Source organism: Salinimicrobium marinum (assembly GCF_014651535.1).
GTDB classification, from domain to species: domain Bacteria; phylum Bacteroidota; class Bacteroidia; order Flavobacteriales; family Flavobacteriaceae; genus Salinimicrobium; species Salinimicrobium marinum.
On the sequence record NZ_BMXB01000002.1, the window covers coordinates 503,580 to 529,417 of the forward strand.

At 39.1% G+C, this 25,838-nt stretch carries 26 protein-coding genes; 14 read left to right on the forward strand and 12 right to left on the reverse strand.

The genetic code is table 11. The features are described 5' to 3' along the window. Positions 1-277: 277 nt before the first annotated feature. A complete protein-coding gene (locus IE056_RS06155; protein WP_189603803.1) occupies positions 278-2,524 on the reverse strand; it encodes an FUSC family protein in 2,247 nt (748 codons plus the stop codon). 181 nt (positions 2,525-2,705) lie between these two features. Here IE056_RS06155 and IE056_RS06160 point away from each other — a divergent pair, with 181 nt between their 5' ends. Together IE056_RS06160 and IE056_RS06165 are read left to right on the forward strand one after the other, a co-directional pair. After that, entirely contained in the window at positions 2,706-3,437 is a 732-nt protein-coding gene (locus IE056_RS06160; RefSeq protein WP_229793674.1) for a type 1 glutamine amidotransferase domain-containing protein, read from the forward strand. A 9-nt stretch (positions 3,438-3,446) separates the two neighbouring features. Further along, complete coding sequence (locus IE056_RS06165; protein WP_189603804.1) at positions 3,447-4,331, forward strand: alpha/beta fold hydrolase; 885 nt, start codon at positions 3,447-3,449, stop codon at positions 4,329-4,331. Between the two features lie 169 nt (positions 4,332-4,500). Here the strand turns inward: IE056_RS06165 and IE056_RS06170 are convergent, their stop codons facing one another. Continuing rightward, positions 4,501-5,220 (reverse strand): SDR family oxidoreductase, encoded by a 720-nt coding sequence (locus IE056_RS06170; protein ID WP_189603805.1) that lies wholly within the window; start codon positions 5,218-5,220, stop codon positions 4,501-4,503. Positions 5,221-5,466: 246 nt separating this feature from the next. Here IE056_RS06170 and IE056_RS06175 point away from each other — a divergent pair, with 246 nt between their 5' ends. From IE056_RS06175 to IE056_RS06185, 3 genes are all read left to right on the forward strand, one after another. After that, positions 5,467-5,844, forward strand: coding sequence for a hypothetical protein (locus IE056_RS06175; protein ID WP_189603806.1), 378 nt, complete (start codon positions 5,467-5,469; stop codon positions 5,842-5,844). 67 nt (positions 5,845-5,911) lie between these two features. Beyond that, positions 5,912-6,550 (forward strand): YqaA family protein, encoded by a 639-nt coding sequence (locus IE056_RS06180; RefSeq protein ID WP_189603807.1) that lies wholly within the window; start codon positions 5,912-5,914, stop codon positions 6,548-6,550. Positions 6,551-6,658: 108 nt separating this feature from the next. Next, positions 6,659-7,564 (forward strand): cation diffusion facilitator family transporter, encoded by a 906-nt coding sequence (locus tag IE056_RS06185; protein WP_189603808.1) that lies wholly within the window; start codon positions 6,659-6,661, stop codon positions 7,562-7,564. Here the strand turns inward: IE056_RS06185 and IE056_RS06190 are convergent. Beyond that, a complete protein-coding gene (locus IE056_RS06190; protein ID WP_189603809.1) occupies positions 7,561-8,670 on the reverse strand; it encodes a DEAD/DEAH box helicase in 1,110 nt (369 codons plus the stop codon). The genes IE056_RS06185 and IE056_RS06190 overlap by 4 nt on opposite strands. A gap of 222 nt (positions 8,671-8,892) precedes the next feature. Between IE056_RS06190 and IE056_RS06195 the strand changes: the two genes are divergently transcribed. Next, positions 8,893-9,036, forward strand: a complete 144-nt coding sequence (locus tag IE056_RS06195) for a YqaE/Pmp3 family membrane protein (protein ID WP_189603810.1) — start codon at positions 8,893-8,895, stop codon at positions 9,034-9,036. Positions 9,037-9,157: 121 nt separating this feature from the next. Here the strand turns inward: IE056_RS06195 and galE are convergent, their stop codons facing one another. Next, complete coding sequence (gene galE, locus IE056_RS06200; RefSeq protein ID WP_189603811.1) at positions 9,158-10,189, reverse strand: UDP-glucose 4-epimerase GalE; 1,032 nt, start codon at positions 10,187-10,189, stop codon at positions 9,158-9,160. A gap of 230 nt (positions 10,190-10,419) precedes the next feature. Here galE and IE056_RS06205 point away from each other — a divergent pair, with 230 nt between their 5' ends. Continuing rightward, positions 10,420-10,704, forward strand: coding sequence for a DUF3817 domain-containing protein (locus IE056_RS06205; protein WP_189603812.1), 285 nt, complete (start codon positions 10,420-10,422; stop codon positions 10,702-10,704). Between the two features lie 3 nt (positions 10,705-10,707). Continuing rightward, a complete protein-coding gene (locus tag IE056_RS06210) occupies positions 10,708-12,024 on the forward strand; it encodes a mechanosensitive ion channel family protein (protein ID WP_189603813.1) in 1,317 nt (438 codons plus the stop codon). Between the two features lie 34 nt (positions 12,025-12,058). Here the strand turns inward: IE056_RS06210 and IE056_RS06215 are convergent, their stop codons facing one another. Beyond that, the gene (locus IE056_RS06215) at positions 12,059-13,168 is read right to left on the reverse strand and encodes a hypothetical protein (protein ID WP_189603814.1); all 1,110 of its coding nucleotides are present in this window, start codon (positions 13,166-13,168) and stop codon (positions 12,059-12,061) included. A gap of 215 nt (positions 13,169-13,383) precedes the next feature. Between IE056_RS06215 and IE056_RS06220 the strand changes: the two genes are divergently transcribed. Further along, positions 13,384-14,484 carry an endonuclease/exonuclease/phosphatase family protein gene (locus IE056_RS06220; protein WP_189603815.1) on the forward strand — a complete coding sequence of 367 codons (1,101 nt, stop codon included), beginning with the start codon at positions 13,384-13,386 and terminating at the stop codon, positions 14,482-14,484. Between the two features lie 111 nt (positions 14,485-14,595). Continuing rightward, positions 14,596-15,516, forward strand: coding sequence for a mechanosensitive ion channel family protein (locus tag IE056_RS06225; protein ID WP_189603816.1), 921 nt, complete (start codon positions 14,596-14,598; stop codon positions 15,514-15,516). Here IE056_RS06225 and IE056_RS06230 read toward each other — a convergent pair. The 3 genes from IE056_RS06230 to IE056_RS06240 are packed head-to-tail and all read right to left on the reverse strand — an operon-like array spanning position 15,513 to position 17,723. Further along, positions 15,513-15,902: an acyl-CoA thioesterase gene (locus tag IE056_RS06230; RefSeq protein ID WP_189603817.1), complete on the reverse strand. Its 390-nt coding sequence runs from the start codon at positions 15,900-15,902 to the stop codon at positions 15,513-15,515. The genes IE056_RS06225 and IE056_RS06230 overlap by 4 nt on opposite strands. 38 nt (positions 15,903-15,940) lie before the next feature. After that, positions 15,941-16,360: an NUDIX domain-containing protein gene (locus IE056_RS06235; protein ID WP_189603818.1), complete on the reverse strand. Its 420-nt coding sequence runs from the start codon at positions 16,358-16,360 to the stop codon at positions 15,941-15,943. 4 nt (positions 16,361-16,364) lie between these two features. Further along, on the reverse strand, positions 16,365-17,723 hold the full coding sequence (locus tag IE056_RS06240) for an NAD-dependent succinate-semialdehyde dehydrogenase (RefSeq protein ID WP_189603819.1): 1,359 nt from the start codon (positions 17,721-17,723) through the stop codon (positions 16,365-16,367). A gap of 157 nt (positions 17,724-17,880) precedes the next feature. On the opposite strand from IE056_RS06240, the gene IE056_RS06245 reads away from it, so the two are divergent. Continuing rightward, positions 17,881-18,297 carry a glyoxalase gene (locus IE056_RS06245; RefSeq protein ID WP_189603820.1) on the forward strand — a complete coding sequence of 139 codons (417 nt, stop codon included), beginning with the start codon at positions 17,881-17,883 and terminating at the stop codon, positions 18,295-18,297. Here IE056_RS06245 and IE056_RS06250 read toward each other — a convergent pair. Beyond that, positions 18,262-18,996 (reverse strand): DUF3307 domain-containing protein, encoded by a 735-nt coding sequence (locus tag IE056_RS06250; RefSeq protein WP_189603821.1) that lies wholly within the window; start codon positions 18,994-18,996, stop codon positions 18,262-18,264. The two genes, IE056_RS06245 and IE056_RS06250, sit on opposite strands and share 36 nt — an antisense overlap. Next, the gene (locus tag IE056_RS06255; protein ID WP_189603822.1) at positions 18,989-19,663 is read right to left on the reverse strand and encodes a hypothetical protein; all 675 of its coding nucleotides are present in this window, start codon (positions 19,661-19,663) and stop codon (positions 18,989-18,991) included. The genes IE056_RS06250 and IE056_RS06255 overlap by 8 nt, the downstream gene beginning before the upstream one ends. Positions 19,664-19,844: 181 nt before the next feature. Here IE056_RS06255 and IE056_RS06260 point away from each other — a divergent pair, with 181 nt between their 5' ends. Next, entirely contained in the window at positions 19,845-20,297 is a 453-nt protein-coding gene (locus IE056_RS06260; protein ID WP_189603823.1) for a transcription elongation factor, read from the forward strand. A gap of 5 nt (positions 20,298-20,302) precedes the next feature. On the opposite strand, the gene IE056_RS06265 is transcribed toward IE056_RS06260, so the two are convergent. Next, positions 20,303-22,348: an HD family phosphohydrolase gene (locus IE056_RS06265; RefSeq protein WP_189603824.1), complete on the reverse strand. Its 2,046-nt coding sequence runs from the start codon at positions 22,346-22,348 to the stop codon at positions 20,303-20,305. A 110-nt stretch (positions 22,349-22,458) separates the two neighbouring features. Here IE056_RS06265 and IE056_RS06270 point away from each other — a divergent pair, with 110 nt between their 5' ends. Together IE056_RS06270 and IE056_RS06275 are read left to right on the forward strand one after the other, a co-directional pair. After that, positions 22,459-23,637, forward strand: a complete 1,179-nt coding sequence (locus IE056_RS06270) for an acetyl-CoA C-acyltransferase (protein WP_189603825.1) — start codon at positions 22,459-22,461, stop codon at positions 23,635-23,637. An 18-nt stretch (positions 23,638-23,655) separates the two neighbouring features. Further along, the gene (locus IE056_RS06275; protein ID WP_189603826.1) at positions 23,656-24,405 is read left to right on the forward strand and encodes a C40 family peptidase; all 750 of its coding nucleotides are present in this window, start codon (positions 23,656-23,658) and stop codon (positions 24,403-24,405) included. Between the two features lie 166 nt (positions 24,406-24,571). Here IE056_RS06275 and IE056_RS06280 read toward each other — a convergent pair whose 3' ends face one another. Next, a complete protein-coding gene (locus IE056_RS06280; protein WP_189603827.1) occupies positions 24,572-25,828 on the reverse strand; it encodes a tetratricopeptide repeat protein in 1,257 nt (418 codons plus the stop codon). Positions 25,829-25,838 lie beyond the last annotated feature (10 nt).

Sequence of the window (25,838 nt, forward strand, 5' to 3'; positions counted from 1 at the left end):
TAACAAATCTTTAACTATAAAAACTACGTTAAAGTTATAAAACCATTATCTTTTTAACCTACTTTTAAATTGTTATTAAACTTAATATCAGGAAACTATGGCGCAGAATGATCAAAAATCCGGACAAAGGCAACAGAAATCTGAAGACAGAAAGCAGGAGCCTAAAAAACAGGAAACCAAGAAGCAGGAAGGAAAAAAACCTGATTCAAAAAAGCACTAAAATTTAAAGTTTTCATTTTACCGAAATTATCTCAGGCCACCTCACGAGGGTGGCTTTTTAGTTAATTCCTTTCTTTACCATTACTTCCAGGCTTCCGGAAATTTGGAGCAACCATTTTAACTGATCTCTCACCATTTGTATTTCCTGAAACTCGCTGTGCATCCCGCTGTTAAACCTCCTCTGCCCTTCCCTTATTTCATGAGACCTGCTTTCCAACACTTCCCTGTACTTTTCATCAAAATATTTAAGAGCCTGCTCTACTTCTTTTTCGTCACGAATTTCTTCAATTTCATTCTCTTCCAGAATTCCCAGGATCCTCAAAAGGTTATTCTGAATAGCAGCAATATACGCCCGAAAATGTTCAGAAGCTTCGGTGGTATCATGAGTTCTTATGAAGGTTCCAAGAGAGGCAGCCGAAGATAAAAACTCCTGATTAAGACTTACGATCTCGTAAATGCTGCTTCCCTCTTTCTGTTTAGATTTTGGCTCCTGCGTCATTCTTTGAAAAGCCGCATTAAGGTTTCCTATAGCAAGAAAAGCTCTTTTTCGGGTGAGTTTATAAGAAGTGGTCATTGAATGCTTGGTCTGGTAAAAAGAATTAATCTCCTCAAGGTAAGCTGAATTGGCTTTGATGCTCTCTACAATAAAATTCTTGATTCCCCTGTATTCCCAGGTAGGCCATAGAAATGCATTTCCCAAAAAGGCCAGCCCTGCTCCAATAAGCGTATCCAGCAGCCGGAACCTGATCACCAGAAAAGGATCGGGCCTCAATAGACTATATACAAGTACGATATTCAGGGTTATAAAAACTGCCGATGCTTTATAATTTCTTTGAAGAGTGGAAATAGCGAAGACCAGTGAAATGACAGCAAGAACTCCATAAACTACCAGATTTTGAGTTACAAGCACCACAGAAACAGCGATCGCTCCTCCTATTAATGTTCCTATAAGGCGTTGCTTTGACCTGTCTTTTGTGAGCGCGTATCCAGGCCTCATGATCACCAGGATGGTTAGAAGTATCCAATAAGTATTTTGAACATCAAAGACACTTCCTATTACGTATCCAGACACCATCACCACTGTTAATCTAAGCGCATGACGAAAAATAGGAGATTTGAAATCCAGGTTATCCTGCATCGTCTTAAGGCTGTACTCCTGGCCGGTGATAAATTTCGCAGCATCTTTATCTTTTATCATGAGGTCTTCCCCCATCTTCACATCACGAAGAAGCCTGGAAATGGAAATAATTTTCTCCTGTTGCTTTTCTTTATAATCTATAAGGTTTCTCAGGACCAGCATCGCATGAGAACTTATGGAATTGTGTTTATCTTCAACAGAGGCCGCCAGGGAATTGATCGCTTTTAACCGAAACGTTTCCAGATCGGGATCTGGATGATATTCCTTACTTTTTTTAATAATCCCAGCGATTTTGTTCAGCTCGTCAACCATCAAAAGCGTCCAGTCTTTTACGATCTTCAGCTTTTCTTTGTGTTTTTCAAAAAGCACTTCCATCTCTTCGTAATTGAGAGGATTAGCCATGCTTAATTCCAAAATATCCACCATTTCAATGAAAATCAGCATTTTCTTTCGGGCATCCCCAGATCTGCCCGATTTCGCACGTTTTGCAATGACGAGTTCCCGGATAGTCTCATGTTTATCATTGATTTCTGATTGAAGAACAGAAAGTCGGTTTTTTAATCCCCTTCTTTCTTCGGAAGAAGCATCAATTAGCTCTGCTCTTATTTCAAGATATTCTGCAGTAAGCCTGAAACCTTCAAAAAGTAAGACTTCTGACTGTTTCCGGGGATTAATGTAATGTAAGGCTATGGAAAGCAACAAATACCATAACCCACCTAAACCAATGTACAGGGAATGGACCAGAATAGAATCTGACGACGGAATATCTGCCAGACTCAATACCATGGCAAATAATCCAGTGAAGGCTATAAGGGATGCTCTGAAGCCATAAACGGCAACAAGAGAATATGATAAAGTAAGCACAATCAACACCGGAATTATTAATACCGGAATTTCAGAAGCATAACCTACCACAGAAGAGGTGAATACAGCTAAGAATATTGATATAAAAATTCCCAGTGTCCTTCGCCTAAAGCTGCCGGCTACATCACTTGGAGAACTTAAAAGTGCCCCAATAGCCATGGCCACCCCTATATTCATATTTCCGAAGTAACTGGTAATTGCAAGGGCAGAAATTGCGGCAAGAGCCATCAATACTCCCCGGGAAAAGTCAATGCTCTTCAAAAACTTCAGAAATGATTGAAAATGAGTGGAGATATTCAGCAAAACAGGATATAAGAATTTTAATTTAATGTGCAAAGGTACATTGCCTTTTCTTCAGTTCCATAGAGCAGTTCTAAAAAATCGGCTCCTGAAGAGTCTTTACATGCTGATTTAACCTTTAATTATGACTTCAACTTTGGAAGGCGGCAGCTTCGGTCGTAATTTTATTTTTAGAAAAGAAAAAATGATTTTTCGGAACACCTGGAAGATCAAAGCACATTTAAATATTCAAAAAAAATTAGCTATGAAAGTATTGATGGTATTAACCTCACATGATGAATTAGGTGACACTGGAAAAAAAACAGGTTTTTGGGTAGAAGAGTTTGCTACCCCTTATTATGTGCTGGCAGATGCCGGTGTGGATATTACCCTGGCATCTCCCAAAGGAGGGCAGCCACCAATAGACCCTTCCAGCACAACCGAAGATGCCCAAACTGAAGCTACCAAACGTTTTGACAAAGATGTTGATTTACAGAAGAAACTCGCCAATACGAAAAAACTGGAACACATAGAGGCTTCAGATTTTGATGGTGTTTTTTATCCCGGAGGCCATGGACCGCTTTGGGATCTTGCTGTAGATCTTAAATCCATCTCTCTTATTGAAGATTTTGATGCCCAGATGAAACCTCTTGCCTTTGTATGCCATGCTCCCGGTGTATTGGGAAATGTAAGGTCCCATAACGAGCCGCTTGTAAGAGATAAAGATGTCACAGGATTTGCCAATACCGAGGAAGAAGCAGTAGGATTAACAGAGGTGGTTCCTTTTTTAGTAGAGGATAAACTAAATCAAATGGGCGCCAATTACAGCAAAGGAAAAGACTGGAGTTCTTACGTAAAAATCGACGGAAAGCTTATTACCGGGCAAAATCCTGTCTCCTCTGAAGAAGCAGCAAGAGCACTTTTACGGATGTTATAACAAAAGACTATGGAGAATCAGGGGAACCGAAGTGTCGCATCTGTTATTAATAAACATGAAGCTTCCGGAAAGTACCTTCAAGTTGACGGACATAAAACTTTTGCTCTTGACAAAGGCAAAGGCGAAGCAGTATTTTGTATTCACGGGGTTCCCACCTCCTCTTTTTTGTACAGGAAAGTAATTGACTCCTTATCAGATAAAGGTTATCGTGGGATATGCATAGATCTTCCCGGATTAGGACTTTCAGCCCGTCCGGAAACCTTTGACTATACTTTTTCAGGGTTTGCAGATTTCCTTGCAAAGGCTGTGAAAGAATTAAACCTTGAAAAATATCATTTGGTGGTCCACGATATTGGTGGCCCCATTGGTTTTGCACTGGCTACCCTGCAGCGGGAAAAGATCCTGTCCATTACTATTCTAAATACATGGCTGGATGTGGTAAATTTTGAGAAACCGCTGGTAATGCGTCCATTTGAAAAGAAAATAATTGGAGAGGCAGAATTAAAGGTGATCTCTCATATTACCTGGCCGGTGATGTTTAAAAATATGGGAGTGGTAAATGATGATGAAATCCCTTCGGAAGAGATTAAGGCGTATGTGGATCTCTTAAAAAGAGAAGACAACGGAAAAGCTTTCCTGAAGATCATGAGGAATTTTGAAGATTCTGAAGAATTTCGGGATTGTTGTTACAGTGCGGTCCAGAATGTAAATTATCCGGTACAGGCAGTTTGGGGTGCCAAAGATCCTGCTTTGACCCTGGAACGCTATGGGAAGGAAATCAAACAAAAAGCAAAGCTCACACAAGTAACCGAACTTCCCTCACGACATTTCCTGCAGGAAGAAGTGTGGCTGTCTATCGCGGATAAGATTGATGAAATGGCAAAAGCGCTATGAGGTGCGGGTTGCAAGTTGAAGATTAACTTATCTCGAGCACATCCTTTCAGTTAGATATTAAATATTTGATTCTTTTTGATAATCTATAAGGGCGATAACTAAAAGAGACTGCCTGAAAAGACAGTCTCTTTTAGTTAATATTAAAAACCTTCGATCAGAATCAGACCTCTTACTTTTTAGGAGGCATGGTAGGGCGTATCTCGATCTTACTTGGCAGTGCACGGTGATTCATCTTCACAAGGTCTACCACAAGCTCTCCAATGTCTTCCTGCTGAATTTTCCATGCATCATCCTCTGAAGGGGTGTGATCATTAAAATGAGTAGCCACAGAGCCTGGCATGATGGTGCTCACTTTAATTCCGTGGTTTCTAAGGTCCAGCATAATGGCCTGAGTGAACCCTGTGACACCAAATTTACTGGCATTGTAAGCTGCTCCCCCGGCAAAGAAATTGGTTCCGGCGAGGCTGGAAATGGTAAAGACATATCCTTTTGACTCTTTAAGCGCGGGAACTGCTGCTTTAACACTATAAAAGACTCCGGTTAAATTCGTATCAATGGTTTGTTGCCAGTCTTCGGGAGAAAGCTCTTCTATAGATCCAAATTTACCTACTCCGGCGTTTGCCACCAATATATCCAGCTGCCCCCATTTTTTTGTAACTTCCTCAATAGCCTTTTTCTGGCTGTCAAAATTCCTTACATCGGCCTCCAGGCCAATCACTTCTCCTTTTCCGTTGGCCGAAATCTCTTTGGCTGCTTTTTCGGCTTCGTTCTTATTTCGGCTTGTAATTGCCACTTTTACTCCTACGTTGGATAAAGCTTCTGCGATCCCATATCCTATTCCTTTACTACCGCCGGTGACTAAAGCAACTTTTGTATCTAAATTTTCCATGTAACTTGTATTTTAAAGTAGCCTAAAGCTACACATTCTATAAGGATAGACTGAAATCTGAAGATTTAAGAATTTGTTAATTCTTCAGAAGGGAACACGGTAATATTTTTTCTTCCGAAGCTAAAATCTTTAAAAAATGTAGCTAAAAATAAAAGTATAATCAATTACCTTTGCAGCCGGAAAGATATCCTCTTCAAAAAGAGTATTCTGCCCGATTATTTTATAACCTCGAAAAAAACAGCAACTTTGGAAAATCAAAAGGCCCAAAAACTTCTCAATAAAATTCAACGTGATCTTTTGCGTAATGGTATTATTACCAATACAATAGTTCAGGATCTAAAAGATTTAAGGCCCTATGCTGTAGAAGAGAATAATCCACTTTTAGCTAAGGTAATACGCCTTACCTACGAACATATTGAAGCTTACGATACTTTTGATATCCCGATTCCGGAGGATGAGCCTGTAGAAGGTTTTGAAGAGGAAAATGAAGTTGAAAATGAAGTTGACCCACAAGAAAGCCTGGATTACCTGCTTTCTTTAATGGCAGAACCAAATAACAAGGTGAATGCTTTGGAATTACGTGAATACAGTAATGCTTTAATGGCTTACGCCGAAGAAAATTAGTACCTGTATTCTTTCCAATTGGCTTGATCTTTGAATTTACTGCTTTACAAAAAGGCATTTTTATTTAATGAAGAAGAAAGAAACGAAGAAGAATAATAACAATCCTTCTTCCCGAAAACCACGCTGGAAATTACTCCATCAATATTATAGCTACACAGGATTTTACACTTTTGTAGGCTCCAGCCTTAGAAAAGCAATTATTCCTATAGTAATTTTTGTCGCCATTTTACTGGGGGTAAATGAGTATGTGATCAATTTGAACGAGATTTTGGTAACGGTGACAAAAACCTATTCTCCCATTGGTATTCTTTTGGTATTTTTTGCTTCAGAATCTCTTTTAGGGCTTATTCCACCCGAACTTTTTATAGCATGGGCAGGAAAATCCACCGCTCCGGTGCTTTTTTTAACCTTGCTTGCTACCGCTTCATATCTTGGTGGAGTAGTTTCCTATTTTATGGGAAGAGCCATCACCAAAATTCCTTCTGTACATTTTTACATAGAAGAAAAAATGGCGAAGCATATTAAGATGATTAGAAAATGGGGAGGATTTTTAATAATTGTAGGAGCACTTCTTCCTATTCCTTTTGCGATTACCAGTGTGGCAGCCGGAATAATAAAATTCCGTTTCATCTCTTACCTGTTGTTCGGGCTTCTGCGTTTTGTGCGTTTTTATGCCTATGCTCTGGTTATTTTTGAAATGGTATAATTTTCTTGATTTTCAGCAGAATTTAAACTTTTGAATTCTACTGATTGCCTCTTATTTTCGCTACATTTGAGTACCAAAACGAATGGCTTTAATTTAAAAAGTTGTTGAATGGCTCATGATCACGACCACAATCACGCCGGCAAAAATCTGAAACTTGCTTTTTTCCTGAATGTCTCTTTTACCATTTTTGAAATAATTGGTGGATTCTATGTAAATAGTGTCGCCATCATTTCAGATGCCATTCATGATCTTGGCGACAGTCTGTCCCTTGGCACTTCGTGGTATCTGCAGAATAAGTCTAATCAGGCAAATGATGCAAAATTTTCCTTTGGCTATAAACGGTTTTCTTTACTGGGAGCTTTGATCAATAGCCTTGTGCTGATTGCAGGTTCTGTTTTTGTGGTAATTGAAGCTGTGAAAAGGTTGATTTCGCCCGAGGCAGCTGATGCTCAGGGAATGGTGATTTTTGCCATTGTTGGGGTGGCTGTCAATGGTTTTGCTGCATACAAGCTTTCCGGAGGTAAATCGATGAATGAAAAGGTAATTTCCCTGCATCTTCTGGAAGACGTGCTTGGCTGGATTGCTGTCCTGGTAGTGGCTATAATCCTTCTTTTCACCGACCTTTATTTCCTGGACCCCGCCCTTTCACTCCTCATCACAGCCTACATTTTATGGGGTGTGATCAAACGACTAAAAGAAACGCTTTTCATATTTCTACAGGGAGTTCCCAAAGATATTGATCTGGAAGAGGTAGAAAAAAGCCTTCTTGCTGTAGAAAATATTTCTTCCCTGCATCATACCCACGTCTGGTCTCAGGAAGGTGACAGCCATGTTTTTACCACGCATATAAAACTCAAAAACATACGTAGTTTCGAAGAATTACTGCGGGTAAAATCTGACGTAAAAAACAGGTTAAAAAAATACCACTTTGACCACTACACCATCGAGACGGAACTGGATTCCGAAACCTGCGAACTGGAGAAAGAGACTGCTGAAGCAGTTTCAGAAAATTAGCGGATCTGCGTAAATTTTATTCCGAGTTCTTTTTCGATCTCGCGTAGTTTTTTCACCTCATATTGATTTACCAGGGCTATAGATATCCCTGTATTCCCGGCTCTTGCGGTACGGCCGCTTCGGTGTGTATAATATTCGGTTTGTTCCGGCATTTGGTAATGAACTACAAAAGCAAGATTAGCCACATCGATTCCACGAGCAGCAACATCTGTAGACACCAGGATTCTTAGAGATTTATTTTTAAAAGCCCTCATCACCTTATCCCGGTCTTTTTGAAGCATATCTCCTTCTAAAAGCCCTACTTCATGATTTTTAGCCAGCAGTTGTTTGGAAAGAGTTCGTGCAGTTGCTTTGGTTTTAGTAAAAATGATCCCCCGCTGTCTCCCCATGGACTTTAAAAAATAAGCCAAAGTATCCAGTTTATTATTATCATCGCCCAAAACGAACTGGTGCTGAATCCCGGTATTTACAGCATCGGATTTGTCAATACTTACCCGCCGTACATTTTTACTCACATACCTGTTAATGATCTCATTGAGATCCTGCGGTATAGTAGCCGAAAAAAGCCATACATTCCGGTTTCCTTTTGTGGCCTCAAGAATAGTGGTAAGATCTTTTTTAAAGCCCATGCTCAGCATCTCATCGGCTTCATCCAAAATAACAGTATGAATTTTAGAGATGTCCACCGCTTTTCTACTTAAAAGATCAACAAGACGACCGGGTGTGGCCACTATGATCTGCGTTGGTCTTTTCAGTTTACTTATCTGGATATCAATTTTCTCCCCTCCGTAAACTGCTTCGGTAAAGATCTTATCGGTGTATTTTGTAAATTTAAATAGTTGCTTGGCTATTTGTTGCCCCAGTTCCCTTGTAGGTGCAAGGATCAAAGCCTGGACATGATCTTTTGAAGGATCAATTTGTGACAATAACGGAAGTCCAAAGGCAGCAGTTTTTCCGGTACCGGTCTGGGCCTGGCCCACAAAATCCACCGTACCTTCAGAAAGAACCGGGATGGAAGCCTCCTGTATTTTCGTGGGAGATACAATCCCCATCTCCTTCAAACCTTTGATAATTTCTTCTGAAACACCTAATTCCTTAAACGTCATAACCTGTCAAATTTTCGGCGAAGATAATTCTATTCCCTTCGGAATACTAAAAACAGAAACTTTTCTTCTTAATATAATTCTTCTTAGCCTTTTTTCACATCTCTTTCTAAATTATTAAGAACTCCTGAAAGTCCCTGTTAAACTGAAGCTAAACCTTCCAAATCAATGGAAAACTCACCTTGTTTTAAGTAAATTGAATGGATAACCAAAAAACTAAAAATTATGTTGACGATCATACTAAATATTCTATTACCTCCCTTGGCCGTATATATGAACCATGGTTTGGGAACTACTTTTTTAATAAGTCTTGTACTAACTATTATTGGATGGTTACCAGGAGTAATTCACGCATTCATCGTGAACTAGAACCCATTACAGAAAAAGTACATGAAGCAAAAAAGCGTGCTCTTGAATTCAGGAGCACGCTTTTTTATTACAACCAAAATTCTATTAATAAGGAATAGCTATTTTACCGGAAATTAAAATATTATTCATCCTTTTCTTCCAGTGCTTTCTGCCATTTCCAGGCACTTTCCAGCGCATCATCCAAAGATTTTTCTGCTTTCCATTTAAGGACTTCGTTGGCCTTCGTAGTATCTGCATAAGCCGCGGTTATATCACCTTCTCTCCTGCCAACGATTTTATACGGTAAGTCCACTCCAGAAACTTTTTCAAAGGAGTTGATCACTTCCAGTACAGAGTTTCCTGTTCCGGTACCAAGATTAAATACTTCATAATTTGATGTTTGCTCCTCATCTATCAATCGTTCCAATGCCACCACATGAGCACGTGCAAGATCCATGACATGTATATAATCCCTTATGCAAGTTCCGTCCGGCGTTGGATAATCCTTTCCAAATACCGAAAGTTCTTCCCTTTTTCCTACAGCAGTCTGCGTGATGTATGGTATCAAATTCTGTGGAGTTCCAATAGGCAACTCTCCAATATATGCTGTAGGATGCGCTCCAATTGGATTAAAATATCTCAAGGAAATTGCGTTCAGATTCTTTAAAACTTTACAGTTATCCTGTATGATCTCCTCGCCTATTTGTTTTGTGTTTCCATAAGGAGATTCTGCTTTTTTCACAGGTGCAGATTCTGTTATTGGAAGCTCATCAGCCTGCCCGTAAACGGTACAGGAAGAACTAAAAATAAACTTTGCATTCTCTTTAACCTTTAGTTGCTGAAGAAGATATATTAAAGTGGAAAGATTGTTTTCATAATAAAGCAATGGATTTTCGACACTTTCTCCCACTGCTTTTGAAGCAGCAAAATGAATGACTGCATCAATTTCAGAATATTTTTCGAAAAACATTTTTACTGCACTTTTGTCCCGCAGGTCTACATTCTCAAACTCGGGTGAGGATTTTGTGATCCTTGTTATCCCTCCAAGAACATCCAGGGAAGAATTTGATAAATTATCTATGATTACTACTTCAAATCCCTTTTCCTGCAAGGCCACCACGGTATGAGAGCCAATGAATCCCAATCCACCGGTAACCAGTATTTTTTTACTCATTTCTTAATTTTTATCAGAGACTGCAAATTAGTAAAATGCTCACTTTTACTTCAATAGTTTCCAATAAAAAATAAAGTAATTTTTACAGGGATCACAAAATGAAAAATAGAAGATCATTTCGTGTAAAAATCAGACTTATAGCAGCTGCTCCTGCACCTGTAAAAAGTAAGGATTCCAGTGAATTTTTAACTTTTTATAAAGTATATTTGCACCGCTTTAAAATTAACATCATGACATTAAATCAGCAGGTTAGAATCTTCAAATGGGTTAGTATTTTTGAGGGAATATCTTTTTTACTTTTATTGTTTATTGCCATGCCTTTAAAATATATCTGGGACCTGCCGCAAATGGTGGAAGTAGTAGGTATGTTCCATGGAATCTTATTTGTGGCTTACGTCCTGGGAGCTGTTTATTTATTTAAGCCACTTAACTGGAATTTTAAAACTTTACTAATCGTTTGTTTAAGCTCTGTACTACCATTCGGTCCTTTTTACGTAGAAAAAAAATACCTGTAGTGTATGTTAGAAGAAAATGACAACGTTGTTACTCATTTAACCGATTATTTTGTTCAAACCGGATTAAATGCAGAAGTAGCGCATTTTCTCAGTATGGCAGGAAGTATCATCCTATTGCTACTACTTCTTATCCTAATTCATTATGTAAGCAAAAGAATCGTCATAAAGGCCTTTGTTGCTTTTACCAACAAAACCAAAACCACCTTTGACGATTTTCTGGTAAAAAGTAATTTTCCCAGGTGGGTAAGTCAAATATTGCCTTTACTAATTGTAATAGCCACTGTTCCCGTTATCTTTAGTGGATTTGAGCGGTTTTTAGCAATATTCAATACCTTAGTTAATATCTACGTTATTATTCTCTCGGTGTTGATCATCAGGAGTATTTTAAGAACCTCCAAAAATTACCTGAAGACCCGTGAAGAATTTATGGATAAGCCCATAGAAAGCTATATTCAGGTAATGATGATCTTCTTATGGGCCATTGGATTTATTTTCATTTTCTCTGAAATTTCGGGAAGATCTGTATTAAATTTTCTTATTTCGCTGGGAGCTGCTTCAGCAATTATCCTGCTTATTTTTAAAGATACTATTCTTGGTTTCGTGGCTTCCATACAAGTTTCTGTGAATGACATAGTGCGTATAGGAGACTGGATCACTTTCAGCAAATATGGTGCAGATGGATTTGTCACCGAAATCAACCTGGCTACCGTGAGGGTTCAGAACTGGGATAAAACTTTTACCACCATTCCCACCTATAACCTCATTGCAGATTCTTTTCAAAACTGGCGGGGAATGCAGGAATCGCCCGGAAGAAGAATTAAACGGTCTCTCTACATTAAGCAAAACTCTATACGGTTTATCACTTCTGAAGATATTCAGAAATTTGAAAAATTCCATATGATTGCCCCTTACATCAAGGAACGTCAAAAGGAAATAGAGGAATTTAACAGCAAACACAGCTTTGACAGGTCCAGTATCATAAACGGAAGAAATCAAACTAACCTGGGAGTTTTCCGTAAATATGTGGATACCTATCTTCGAACGCATCCGAATGTTAGTAAGGAACTCACTATCATGGTGCGGCATCTGGCGCCAACTACACAGGGAATTCCTCTGGAGATCTATTGTTTCAGCAGTGAAAAGGCGTGGGAGGTTTACGAGCAGATCACCGCAGATATTTTTGATCATTTGATCGCTGCCATTCCGTATTTCGATCTGCAGTTATTCGAGTCTCCATCAGGTGATGACATCATCAAATCTGTAAAGGAAATGAATAGTAACAGAGTAGCCCTGACTCCCGAAACTAAAAAAGAGGCTTAAAAAAGCCTCTTTCAGATCTGTTATTGTTCAACTATCACCTTAAATCATAATCATCATCGGTGTTCCGGGTGTTACCGGTTTCTCTTGTTGGACGCGTAGTGTGTCCGGTTCTTCTGGAGGTGCGAGTATCACGGTCATTATCGTAACTTTCGTGCACATAATGTGTTTCGGCATAATCACTCCTAAGATTTTTAACTCCTGCAAAACCTCCGGCAGCTGCTACAATTGCACCCAGGATAAGGGCAATGGCAAGATAAAGTGCAGCATCGGCTACGGCACCTGCCACATTTTCGGCAGTTTGATTAGCCTGTTCTTTAGCATTGGAAAGTGCTTCTTCTGCCTGTTGGCGTAAGTTCTCATATTGTGAGAGATAGTTTTCCACTGTTTGTTCCGCTTCACTTCGAGACATGTCTGAGCGTTCTACTAGAATATTTACAAGTGCCTCTTTATCTACTTCCTCAAAGGATCCTTCAAACTGGTTACGGGCTTCATTAAAAACACCTTCAATTTCAGCATCTATGCTTCCTGGGCGCTGAGCTGCCGACTCTCCACGGTTGGCTGCTTCTGAAGTCATCTCATTGGCTCTTGCTTCCAGTTCATCTGGGTCAAGATCTTCTTTTTGGGTATCTTCCAGCAAAGCATAAAACTCCTCTTTTGCGTCTTCCAGACTAATATTAAGTTGATCTGTTTGGTTGTCAATAACCGGGCCTACCTGATTTCCAATGGCCTGACCTGTGGAAGACAGTACGGTTCCTACTACATTCCCAACACCTGAAATTATACTTCCAACCGCAGAAGTAAGCAACCAGGCAGATATGAATGTATACACCGCCCAGGTAAGAAATCCCTGTATGATTCCGCTTTTATTCGTAAATGAAACCCCTACCCTTGCAGCAACGTAACCACCTAAGAACAGGGCAATAAGGCTGCTTACAATCCACCAGATGAGAGTGCCGGTTCCTAATCCGCTAAGGGGGTTGCTTTCTTCTGTAGGTTCAATACTTCCCATCCCTATTGAAATTCCAATAAGGTTTAACAGAAGCATTACAGCTATAATGGTAATAACTCCGGCAAAAATTGCTCTCCAGGAGACTCCTTTACGTGGAACAGAGTTGTACGAATTTAAATGCGTAACTTTTTTCATATTTCAGTTTTTAGTTTACCTTCAGAAAAAAATTCCCCTACAAAGTAAACGGTTAGTTCTTATAAAGTTATGGCATAAAACACGGATTCTTCTTAAAAAAATGCAAAGCTTCTATTTCCTCTCTTTTTAATTTCTTTTTAATTAAAGTTATTTAAATATTTACAGATCATCTTCAGCTAAGTTCTATTTTAGCACGAAATCATATCTGTTACCCCATGAACTTTAAATTTATTCTACAACTGCTGGGAATAATTGCAGTTCTTTTTACACTATTTCCATTTGTTGCAGTTGACTTCTGGTGGATAAGGATTTTTGATTTTCCACACACCCAGCTTACCATTTTTACTTTTGTAGCTTTTATGGTGTATTTCTTCAGGTTTGATATAAAATCATGGCAGGATTATGTATTTACTCTGGTCCTTGCGGGATGTTTTATTTTTCAGCTAAGCAAAATTTATCCTTATACTTCTTTTGCTGAATATGAAGTAAAACTTAATGAACAGACAGATCCTCATAATTCAATAAGGATCCTGGCCTCCAATGTGCTTCAAAAAAACAAAGATCATAAAGCGCTACTCAAAGAGATCCTGCTCCACCAGCCCAACCTGATTGTTTTAACTGAAACTAATGAACGCTGGAGAAATGACATCTATAGTGGCATCAAAGAACTTTATCCTTATAAAGTAGAAGTGCCGCTGGATAATACTTACGGAATGCTCCTTTACTCCAATTACCCACTTGAAAATCCTGAAGTAAAATATCTTGTGGATGACAGTATTCCTTCTATACATTCCATCCTGGTTTTACCTTCGGGAGAAAAAGTTCAATTGCACGCCATTCATCCCACTCCTCCCACTCCACAACATAATCCTTCTTCTGCCGACAGGGATTCAGAAATGATGAAGGTCGCAAAATTTGCCCATGAGGCTACCCTTCCTGTAATTGTAACCGGAGATTTCAATGATGTAGCCTGGTCTGAAACTACTACGCTTTTTCAGGAAGTAAGCGGCTTACTGGATCCGCGAAAAGGTCGTGGCTTCTTCAATACCTATAATGCCAACAGCTGGATCATGAGATGGCCGCTGGACCATTTATTTGTTTCTGAAGAGTTCCGGCTGCATGCTATGGAGATTGGCAATCATATAGGCTCAGATCATTATCCACTGTATATTAATCTGAGTTTTGAACCACAAGGTGCCGCAATTCAAAAAACAGAAGAACCTTCTCAAACTGAAATGGAAACTGCTGAGCAGCAAATTCAGAATGAAGAGAAAGAGAATGAAGAAGAAGAAGAAGAAGAAGAAGAAGAAGATTAAAATTTACGATTTTCTCTCTGGATTAAATGATCTTCCTCTAAAGGTATATTCTAACATTACCTTAGCATCAGGCAGCGGGTTTATTCCTTATTTTTAAGCAAAACTGCTTTAATGCTACAGGACGACAACCCGGTTGATACCCGTAATCTTACAGAATCATTCGTACGATTTTACAATAGTTTAATCGAACAGCTTCCGGGCATCGTAATGGGTATTCTGTTAATTACAGTCGGCGTACTATTAGGCACATATATTGGAAGGTTTGCTACCAAAAGGATCTCCTCCAGAACAGATGATCCTCTTATGAGCCGCTTTTTAGGAAAAACTATCCGGTTCATTTTTATTGTAATTGCAGTGATGCTGGGGCTACGTGCTGCAGGATTGGGCGGAATAGCTACAGGGATCCTCACTGCTGCAGGTGCAAGTGCTTTAGTACTTGGATTTGCTTTTAAAGATATTGGAGAGAATTTCATTGCAGGAATTATCCTCGCCTTTAACCGGCCTTTTGACGTTAATGATACCGTGGAAATTGGCCCTAATTTCGGAAAAGTAAAGGGATTGGAATTCCGCTACACCAAATTAAAAACTTTTGACGGCAAGGACGTCTATATTCCGAATAGTGATGTCCTTACAGATCCCGTTACGAATTATACAGAAGACGGCTTTTTCAGATGGAATTTTTCGGTGGGAATTGCTTATGAAAATGACATTCAGGGCGCAAAGAACATCATTCTGGAAGTTTTAAAAAACGATACCAATGTAATTGAAGATGAAGAGCACATCAATTTTGTGATTGAAGATGAACTTGCCACCAGCACTGTAAATCTTAAGGTTTTTTTCTGGGTTGACACCACCGACTTCAGAAGGTTTGCAATGGTCACCAGGGGAAAAGTGATACGGGAAGTTAAAGAAGCCCTCGAGGCAAACGGTTATTATCTACCCGCCGATATTCAGGAAATCAAACTCTACGGAACAGAGAAAGATTTCCCTGTACGACTTTCCAAACCTTTAAAAAAGGAGGGAAAAAATTAATCTTTTAACCTGTCTTTCACGTACTCCACCTTAGTTTTCCCGTGTGGTTTGGGACGGCCTTCTTCATCAAGAGATACCATTATGATCTTATCTATACTAATAATGGACAACCTGGTCATCTTATTCCTTACTTCACATTTCATAGTGAGCGAAGTAGTACCAAATTTCACTACCTCAATTCCTATTTCAATGATATCACCCTGCCGTGCAGAATTCTGAAAATTGACTTCACTAATGTATTTCGTTACCGTTCGTGGATTTTCCAACTGAATAATACTGTACAATGCACATTCCTCATCAATCCATTCCAGCAACCTTCCTCCAAACAAGGAACCGTTTGGATTCAGGTCCTGCGGTTTGATCCATTTTCTGGTGTGAAACCTCATATGTTTATCCTTTAAATTTATTGCAAAGATAAGCCTTTTTAAAATTTTAATCTTTGCAGGGCTTCCTTAACAATGAGGTCATGATCAAAAGCAAGAGCGGGAAGATTTTCTATATCGTGCCATTCAGCAAGGGCTGCATCATCGCTTCCCTTTACCTTTTCTTCTGAAAGGATCACAGTCCAGAACCCCACACTAACTGTTCTCCCTCTGGGATCCCTGCCAGGTGTTCCGTAGGCACGAAGTTGTTTAAGGTCATCTACTTGTAATCCAGTTTCTTCTTCCAGTTCTCTTTTTGCTCCATCTTCCAGCGGTTCTTCATCCTCCAGAAATCCCCCGGGTAAAGCCCACAAACCTTTATATGGATCATATTTTCGCTGCACCAGAAGGATCTTTATGGATTCCCCTGAAGTACAGAAGATGACACTATCTGCTGTTAGCGATATATTTTGTCTTGACATACTTTTAAAATTTATTAAAGTAAACTGTTTTGATATTGACGAATTCTCTTATTCCATGAAAGGAAAGTTCCCTGCCGTACCCTGAGTTCTTAGTTCCTCCAAAAGGTAATCTTGGGTCACTTTTCACAAGTTCATTTACGAATACAGCACCTTCGTTGAACTGAGGGATCATTTTTTTCGCCCTCTGAAAATCTTCGGTAAAAAGAGAAACTCCTAATCCGTATTCCGAATCATTTACCAGAGCTACTGCCTCTTGATCTGTTTGAAAGTTCATAACGGCAATGGCCGGTCCAAAAGTTTCTTCCTTCCAGACAGGCATGTCTTTAGTAACCTCCGTAAGGATGGTAGGTTCAAAATACGCTCCTTCCCTTTTGCCTCCCAAAAGAATTTTTGCACCTGCTTCCACCGATTGGTTTACCTGCTTTTCCAGATCTTCCGCAAGCTTTACTGTAGCCTGAACACCAATAAATGTATCTTCGTCCATAGGATCACCACTCTTAAGTTCCTGCACCTTTTTTCTGAATTTCTTCAGGAATTGATCTGCAATAGACTCCTGCAGCAGGAGCCTCTTCCCTGCTATACAACTTTGTCCCGTATTCTGATATCTTGCCTGCACGCAAATTTTTACAGCTTCCTCTATATTTGCATCTTCACAAACTACCAGGGCATTGCTGCCCCCAAGCTCCAGTACAGATTTCTTAATTTCATCCCCGGCAGTAGCCGCAACAGATTTTCCAGCACCTACACTTCCGGTTAGCGTAACCGCCTTTACTCTTTTATCACGAATCACCTCTTCTACTTTTTTACTGCCAATGACCAGGTTTTGAAAACATCCTTTTGGAAAACCGGCTCTTTCAAAAATTTTTTGCAGGTTAATTCCGCACATCATTGTATTGCTGGAGTGTTTTAGCACCCCTACATTTCCAGCCATTAAAGCTGGAGCCGCAAACCTGAAAACCTGCCAAAAAGGATAATTCCAGGGCATCACTGCCAGGACAATTCCCAAAGGTTCATAGCTCACATAACTTTTTACCGCATCGGTTTCAATAGTATCCTGTGAAAGATGATCTTCGGCATTTTCTGCATAATATTCGCATACCCATGCACATTTCTCTACCTCTGCGTAGGACTGGGTGATTGGTTTCCCCATTTCTTGTGTAATGGTTTCCGCATATTCTGTCTCATTCTTCCGGAGTTCTGCGGCGGCCTTTCTCATTAGATCCGCCCGTTCCCTAAAGCTCGTTTTCCTCCATTCCTGGAAAGTAATTTCAGCAGTTTTTAAAGCTTGATCTACTTCCTTGGAAGTCATTTCTTCAAATTGCTTTAATTCTTTTCCTGTATATGGATTTCTTGAAGTCATCATAGTATAAGTACTTTCTTTAAAGGTAAAAAGAAGCTTACAGCTTTAAAAACAGTTTAATTTTATTTAACTCCGTTTATTGTTTATAACTACTTAATAAGAAACAGGATTCTTTACTAATGGGCTAAATGATCTTTTTATCTTTAGAAAAACCGCTGTTATGGAACATCGAAAGCAACAGTTACTGAAAATTCGTCCTGAAATCACTTCTGCAGTAGTTTCAGATAACATGAGATCTGAAGAGAAATTTCAAAATAAAACGCTGCGGCCTGTCATCAAATTTCAGAAGGAGCTTTTAATAGAAGTTTTTAAAAATTATGTTCGCAAGCATAAAAATGCATTTCTGAAGTTAAGCATAGAAAAGAGGCTGCTTTACATTGAAAATGCAGTACAACGAGATATAAAATTCCGGAATAGTCTAAAAGGAATGATCATTGGGCAATTCACTGTGGAGGAATATGTGCTTTATACCGAAAACTCCTCGGCCCTCAATAAAAGAATGATGAACCTTGTACGGGATTGCCTGCAGAATAATATTCAATTACTGGAAGGTGACGTAATTTATGAAGAGGCCTAGTGTTATTGTGATTGCAAAGCTCATTAGAGTACCAATTAATACGTATTCCGTTTGCTTCCTGGCACCTATTTCAATCTTATCATTAAACCTTAGAATGGATTTAGCAGCGATCAAAAATCCTATGGCAGAGAAATTTCCGGTGATGATAAACGTCAATACAAGGATACGTTCAAAAATCCCGATATAAAGCCCCGCGTCCTGTAATCCTGTTTTTTCATTAATATCCTGAATTTCACTTTGCCAGCGTTTAGTAGCTTTTCCTATGATGAAGCCTACGGGAAAAATTACGATTATATAAGCCGAAATGATTGCAAGGGTTTTTGGTGAGTTAAATACCATTTTTAAATATGGAATTATTTCTCCTGAATTTCCCGTTAAAAAAATCCATATTCCGAAGATCATGATCAGGTGAAACAGCTGATCCAAAAGAAATATTTTCAGATTATCTTCTCCCTGCCGAAGCTTCCACAGGTCTATGAAAAAATGGGATACAGTAATTATTACCGGAACAAGCCATAAATCCCAATCCTGGAGAATCAAATAAGTGAGCAGGCCTGCGATAACAGAATGCAGGTACAAATATCCGGAAGCTGCTTTTTGTTTCTGTTTATGTTTTATCCAGGAAGATGGCTGAAATACAAAATCTGTTAGAATATGTGCGAGTAACAGCTGTATTAAAATTAATTCGGAATTATCCATGGCCAAAGTTCTTCTCCATTACTTGTTCATACCTATCCACCAGCCTTGAGATTGCTTCCCACCCCGAGGCTTTTTTTCGCTGATTCACTGCAGACTGACTTATATTTAATTTTTCGGCAATTTCCCGTTCTTTTAATCCTTTTAAAGAGTAATATACAACTTCGGCAGAAGCTGTACTCCATTTTTCTATTAGCATATCCAGTAAGAAAAAACTCGTATTGAACTCTTCATTGATCTCCTCAACCGGAGTTTTAATTTTGGTTCGCTGACTTTCATTTTTCATTTCATCCAGCGTTCTTCCTGAAAATTGAAAAGCCTGCCCGTTTGATTCTGAAATGGAATCTCTTTCAAAATCAATCGTACCTATCCCCAAAGCCATTCTGAAATCTGCTACTTTTGAGGAAGCTCTATTGTTCTTTTTGTTCTCCCCTGATTGTAATTGATTAACAGCCGCTTTGATTTGCAGGGCAATACGCAACGCATTTTGCGGTTCCTTAATAATCCCCTGAAAACTGTCCCCCCGAAAAATATTAAATCGAATATCCTGCGCCTCGTAAAGGTGCTGAATTTCATTAAATTCTTTTTTCAGTTCATTGAGAACCGTCTCCAGTAGGTCATCTTCATACAGAGAAGAATCCACTAAATCGGCTGTAATTATAGCTACCATATTCAAATATACACATTATAATAAGTCTATAACCTTATAATTTAAAAAAATAAGTTTGTAGGCTTATAAATAACGAATATAAGTCTATGTCCTTATATTATACCTGGGCAAGGGATATTAAATTTTTCCTAATTATTCTTTTATCCGAAGAGCGTTCAATAAATTTATAAAAAACGATAACATGAGCGTAAATAAAGAAGAGTTATTCAATAAATGTTTAGATACGGTAAACAAGCAAATCGAAAAGTACCGTGGTAAAATGGACGAAATAAGCGGGCAGAATGCAGAAAACAACATGCACCCCGATTTCGATGAATACGGTAATAAGGGAGAACTCCTTACAGAATATGAAAAGCAAACAGGTTACCTGGACAATGCACAGGAAATGAAGGAAACCCTGGCTAACCTGGACAGAAATCATTTAAGCGAGATAGTAAGACCGGGAAGCCTGGTAGAAACGAAAAACAGCTTCTACTACATTTCCGTGCCTTTAGGCCAAATAGATCTTGATAGCGGCACGAGCGTATACGCCATATCTACAGATGCTCCTATCTATAAACACCTTGAAGGTAAAAAAGCAGGAGATAATTTCACTTTTAATGATGAAGAAGTAGAGATTGTAAAAGTGTATTAGAAAATTTATTCAGGATATTCAATTCGTAAATGGAAGATGTTCTTTAGTTTTCTTTTCAGTACCTTTTTGATCTGCTGAATTTCCATAAATGTAATATTGGAATTATGAAATTGCTCCTCTTCCATTTGCTTATTGATAATCTTCTCCACAAAATTATCAATAAGTTTGGCGGTAGGCTCTTTTAAGCTCCTGCTGGCGGCCTCCACACTATCACACATCATGAGAATAGCTGTTTCCTTACTAAAAGGAATAGGCCCGGGATATCGAAAATCCTCTGGATTCACATTCTCATTAGACTCCTGTTCCTTTTTATAGAAATAATACACCGTAGTAGTACCGTGATGGGTTCGGATAAAGTCGATTACCCTGTCGGGCAGGTTACGCTTTTTAGCAATCTCAATTCCGTTGATCACGTGCTCAATAATGATTTGGGCACTTTCTTTTGGTGAAAGCTCGTCATGAGAATTTACCGAAGTGGTCTGATTCTCGGTAAAATAGGTAGCATTCTGCATTTTTCCAATGTCGTGATACAATGCCCCTACCCTTACCAGCATTGCATTTGCACCAATTTCGTTTGCAGCGGCTTCAGCTAAATTGGCTACATTCAGGGAATGATGGAAGGTTCCCGGAGCCTTATCTGAAAGTTCTTTAAGAAGCTTTGTATTTGTATCTGATAACTCCAGAAGTGACATATCAGACACCAACCCAAAGATCTTTTCATAAGCGTAGATCAATGGCTGTACAAACAATGTTGCCAGTCCATTGAGCAGGAACATCAAGAATACTTCAGGATTAATTTCTGAAATTGCACCTTCCTGGATGATGGTAAAAGCAAAATAAGAAATAATGTAAATCAGGGTGATCTGCCCTACTGAAATGAAAAGGTTTGCCCTCTTATACAGTTCAGAAACGGTAAGAATAGTAACGATTCCGGCAATGATCTGTAGGAACATATATTCATAACTGTCCGGCACCACAAACCCTAACAGCACCACCGTTATTACATGGGTAAACAGCCCCAAACGAGAGTCAAAAAAACCTTTTAAAGTTAAAGGCAGGATACATAGCGGTACTACATATACGTAATTCACATTAAAGTTAATGACACCGATAGTAAGCATCACCATGAGAAGCAAATTGAAAAATATAAAGGTTACTTTAATGTTATTCTGAAAAATATCGGGTCGATATTTTCTAATAAACAACAACAGCATCAATAAAGCCAGAAAAACCAACAAGCTGTACCCAAATACCACCCAGTTATAATTAGCCTGACTCCAAACCTGGGACTCATATTCGGATTTTAAGGAATTTAAGATCTTTAGTTTGTCCCCTTCAACAATTTCCCCTTTAGAAACAATGATCGTTCCCCGCTCAACACTTCCACGGGTATAGGAAATCTGGTTATACTTGCTTTCTAGCTCTCGCAGCGTTAACTCCTCGTCATAAGTGACATTAGGTCTTACCGAATTAAAGAACAATTCCAGCAGCTCATCCCGAAACAACTGCAATTGATTTTCATCTATTCTTCGGTTTAGAAAGGGACGAAGATCATTCTGTTTAAGAATGTTTTGATAGGTGATTTCGTTGGCTTCATTTCCCTTCCGTAAATACACCAGTTCCCCCGATTCTATAGGAATTATTTCCTGAATCAATCCATAATCATAAATATCTTCGCGGGTATCTTCTACAAAATCCTGAAGCCGGTTTCTTTGTACCCTGTGAAGAGTATCCGGAAAAATTTCCAGGAATTCCACTTCCAGAGCTTTCTCAACACTATCTACAACATCTTCTTGGTATTCATAATATGGAATATGCCCTTCATTGATCCGTTCTTTTTCTGCCGCAATTTCTTCCGGAGTTTTAAGAATAGCAAAATCAAAGGGCGCATATAAATTGTCATACTGCCACGGCTTTCCTTTCGGGATCTCATATTTAAATTTTCCTCCCTTGGGATATAAATAGACGATCAGGAATGTTGTTAGCAGAAATAAAAAGACTTTATAAAATAAGGCTTGATTTTTATAAAGAAAATTTACGAATCTTTCCATATATAATAAACTGTAGTCAAATGTACTAAAAAATCACTGCTGAAACGGTGTACATTGGTTTGTTCCTTATAAAATCATTAAATTCGCAATACTAAACTAAAACAGAAATAATGAGCAAAGAAGTAGTAATAGTAAGCGCAGCAAGAACTCCTATAGGAAGTTTTTTAGGCAGCTTATCCACTGTCCCAGCCACCAAACTAGGATCTATAGCCATTAAAGGTGCCCTTGAAAAAATTAACCTGAAGCCGGAATTGGTGGAGGAAGTAATAATGGGAAATGTTGTACAGGCCGGTACCGGACAGGCGCCGGCGAGACAGGCTGCAGTTGGAGCCGGCATCCCCTATAACGTACCTTGTTCCACAGTAAATAAAGTTTGTGCAAGTGGGATGAAAGCTGTAATGCAGGGCGCACAAGCCATAATGCTTGGTGATGCCGACATTATTGTTGCCGGGGGAATGGAAAATATGAGCATGATCCCTCATTACCTTCATTTAAGAAACGGACAAAAGTTTGGTCCTGCTACAATGATTGACGGACTCCAAAAGGATGGTTTAACCGATGTGTATGGCCAGATGGCAATGGGAGTTTGTGCAGATGAATGTGCCGTAGAACATGAGTTTACACGGGAAGACCAGGATAAATTCGCAATCCAGTCCTACCAAAGATCGGCTAAAGCCTGGGAAGAAGGTAAATTTGATAATGAAGTAGTTCCTGTTGAAGTACCCCAACGAAAAGGAGATCCTGTTATAGTTAAGGTAGATGAAGAATACAAGAATGTAAATATTGAAAAAATTGGTGCTTTGCGACCAGCCTTCTCAAAGGAAGGAACAGTAACTGCCGCAAATGCTTCAACCATCAATGATGGCGCAGGTGCAGTTGTACTTATGAGTCGGGAAAAAGCCGAAGGAATGGGTTTAAAAGTTCTCGGTACTATTAAAGGATATGCAGATGCAGCGCAAGACCCAAATAAATTCACTACTGCACCCGCCATTGCTTTACCTAAAGCCCTGAAAAAAGCAGGAATATCCAAAGAGGAAGTAGACTTCTTCGAATTTAATGAAGCTTTTTCTGTTGTGGGATTAGCTAATATGAAAATATTAGGTCTTACAGATAAGAATACCAATTTTAACGGAGGAGCTGTTTCTCTTGGTCACCCTTTGGGCTGCTCCGGAGTAAGGATAATAATAACCCTGCTTAGTGTACTGGAACAGAATAATGCCAAAACAGGAGCTGCTGCGATATGTAACGGTGGTGGTGGTGCTTCGGCAATTGTAATTGAACGCAGTTAATTTCATAAGTACTATTTAATGCAATATGGAATTTGCAACCTGAGTAGTGTCCCACTCAGGTCAGAGCCTTCAGACAGCTGCGAAATGGTAAGTCAGCTTTTGTACGGAGAACATTTCAAAGTTCTTGAACAAAGGGCTACGTGGTCGCGTATTCGAATTGCATACGATACCTGCGAAGGTTGGATTGACAATAATCAATTTCTCATAATTTCTGAAAATGATTATAGCGCATTTGAATCAGAAAAACCTGTTTTTTCAGCAGATGTCGTGGAACTAATAACAGATAGAAATCAGAATTTAATACCTGTTCCCCTGGGATCGGTATTAAATTTTGTTTCTTTTCTCCAACACGCTCACGACGGAAAAAAAATAAGCGGAGAGGTTAACAAAGAAAATATTCTGAATACGGCTTTTCTCTATCTTAATGCACCACACCTTTGGGGAGGAAAAACTCCCTTCGGCATTGATGCCAGCGGATTTACACAAATGGTATATAAACTAAACGGCTACAAAATTCCCCGGAATGCAGCCGACCAGGCTCGCCAGGGAGAGTCATTAAGTTTTATTGAAGAAAGTGAGCCCGGAGATCTTGCATTTTTTGATGATAAAGAAGGGGTGATCAATCACGTAGGAGTAATGATGAATGATAATTATATCATTCATGCATACGGGAAAGTAAGAATTGACAGGATCGACCATTCTGGCATTTATAATGCAGATTTACGACGACATACCCATAAATTAAGAGTCATTAAAAAGATCATTTAACCTCTCCAGAGAAATAATGGTTTTTACTTTTAAGGAAGATTCTTCTCCTAGAATATATAACACTGTATCTTTTCGATTAATGATTACTGGCCGAATAAAGGTTAAGCTAATAACAAAAAAACCCGCATTTCTGCGGGTTTTGCTATAACTGTAAGTCTAAGCTTATTTACTGATTTGCTTCAAGCTCTGAAACCTTTTGCTTCATCTCTTCAGCCTTTTCAGTTTCATTCAATTGATAGTAAATATTCATCATTGTTCTTGCTGCATCTACATTGGTAGCATCTCTTTCAAGAACGCCTTCAAGATGTGGAATTGCACCACGGTACACTTCGCGACGCTCTTCAGCCAGTTCATCATAACGTTGATTATCTTCTTTACTTGTACCAAGAGTGTTCATTTCTTCTACAATCGGCTGCTCTCTTGAAAGGATAACCTGTGCAATATTGATTCTTGCATTGGTCATATCTGGATCAAGCTCAAGAGCTTTCTCATAATACTCTATAGCTCTGTCACGTTCACCTAACTGCGCACTACTTACACCTAAGTTATAAAGTAATACTGGGTTTTCAGGATCTTGCGCAACAACCTCTTCCATTATCTCACGGTACTTTTGCATATCTCCCATTGAATAATACAAATCTGCTTCAGATTGTAACAGGGATAGATCATCCGGATTCTCTCTTTTAGCAGCATCCATGGCTTCAATAGCTTTTTCAGATTCACCCTTTTCCATATAAATTAGGGCAATATTCTTAGCTATTTCACCTCTTTTAGATTCAGCTTTTTCATCCTGGGGATCGGTATAATCACCACTCTTAACAAAAAGGTCACGTTGTTCTTTAGATCCCATAACCTCTCTTTCTCCTGTTTCTGTATTTACAGCAGTATACTGTACAGATTCTCCGGAAAATCCAAGATCTCTCAACTCTTCATAATATTCCAAAGCATTGTCATAGTTACCTGCATTTATAGCATTTGCTGCAGCATAATAAAGATACAGAGTATCCTGTTTGTTCAGGTCATAGCTGGCATAAAGCTTTTCGGCTGCAGATTCAAAATTCTGTTCGTTCTGGTCTGCAATCGCTGCATTTACCAAAGCGTTACTCGCAGCAGTAATTCCCTGTGGTGCTTCCTCATGACCTAGCTCTTCCGCTTTTTTAAATGCTTCAGTCGCTGCCATAAGGTCACTTGCTGGTACATTTTCACCAGAACCTACTAAAGCATATCCTTTGTACAGGTAGTAATCTGCCTGCTGACTCTGATTTGCTCCTGAAAGTTGTGGTTCAGCTTCAGCTAAATGATTTTTAGCTTCCTGATAATCACCTTTCTCAACGGCCTTACCAGCTCTACGTATTTCTCGTTTTTGGGCAAACGCCACGACAGTTACCATAGCTAACACTGCCGTTAAAATTCTTGTTCTCATTCTTTTTGGT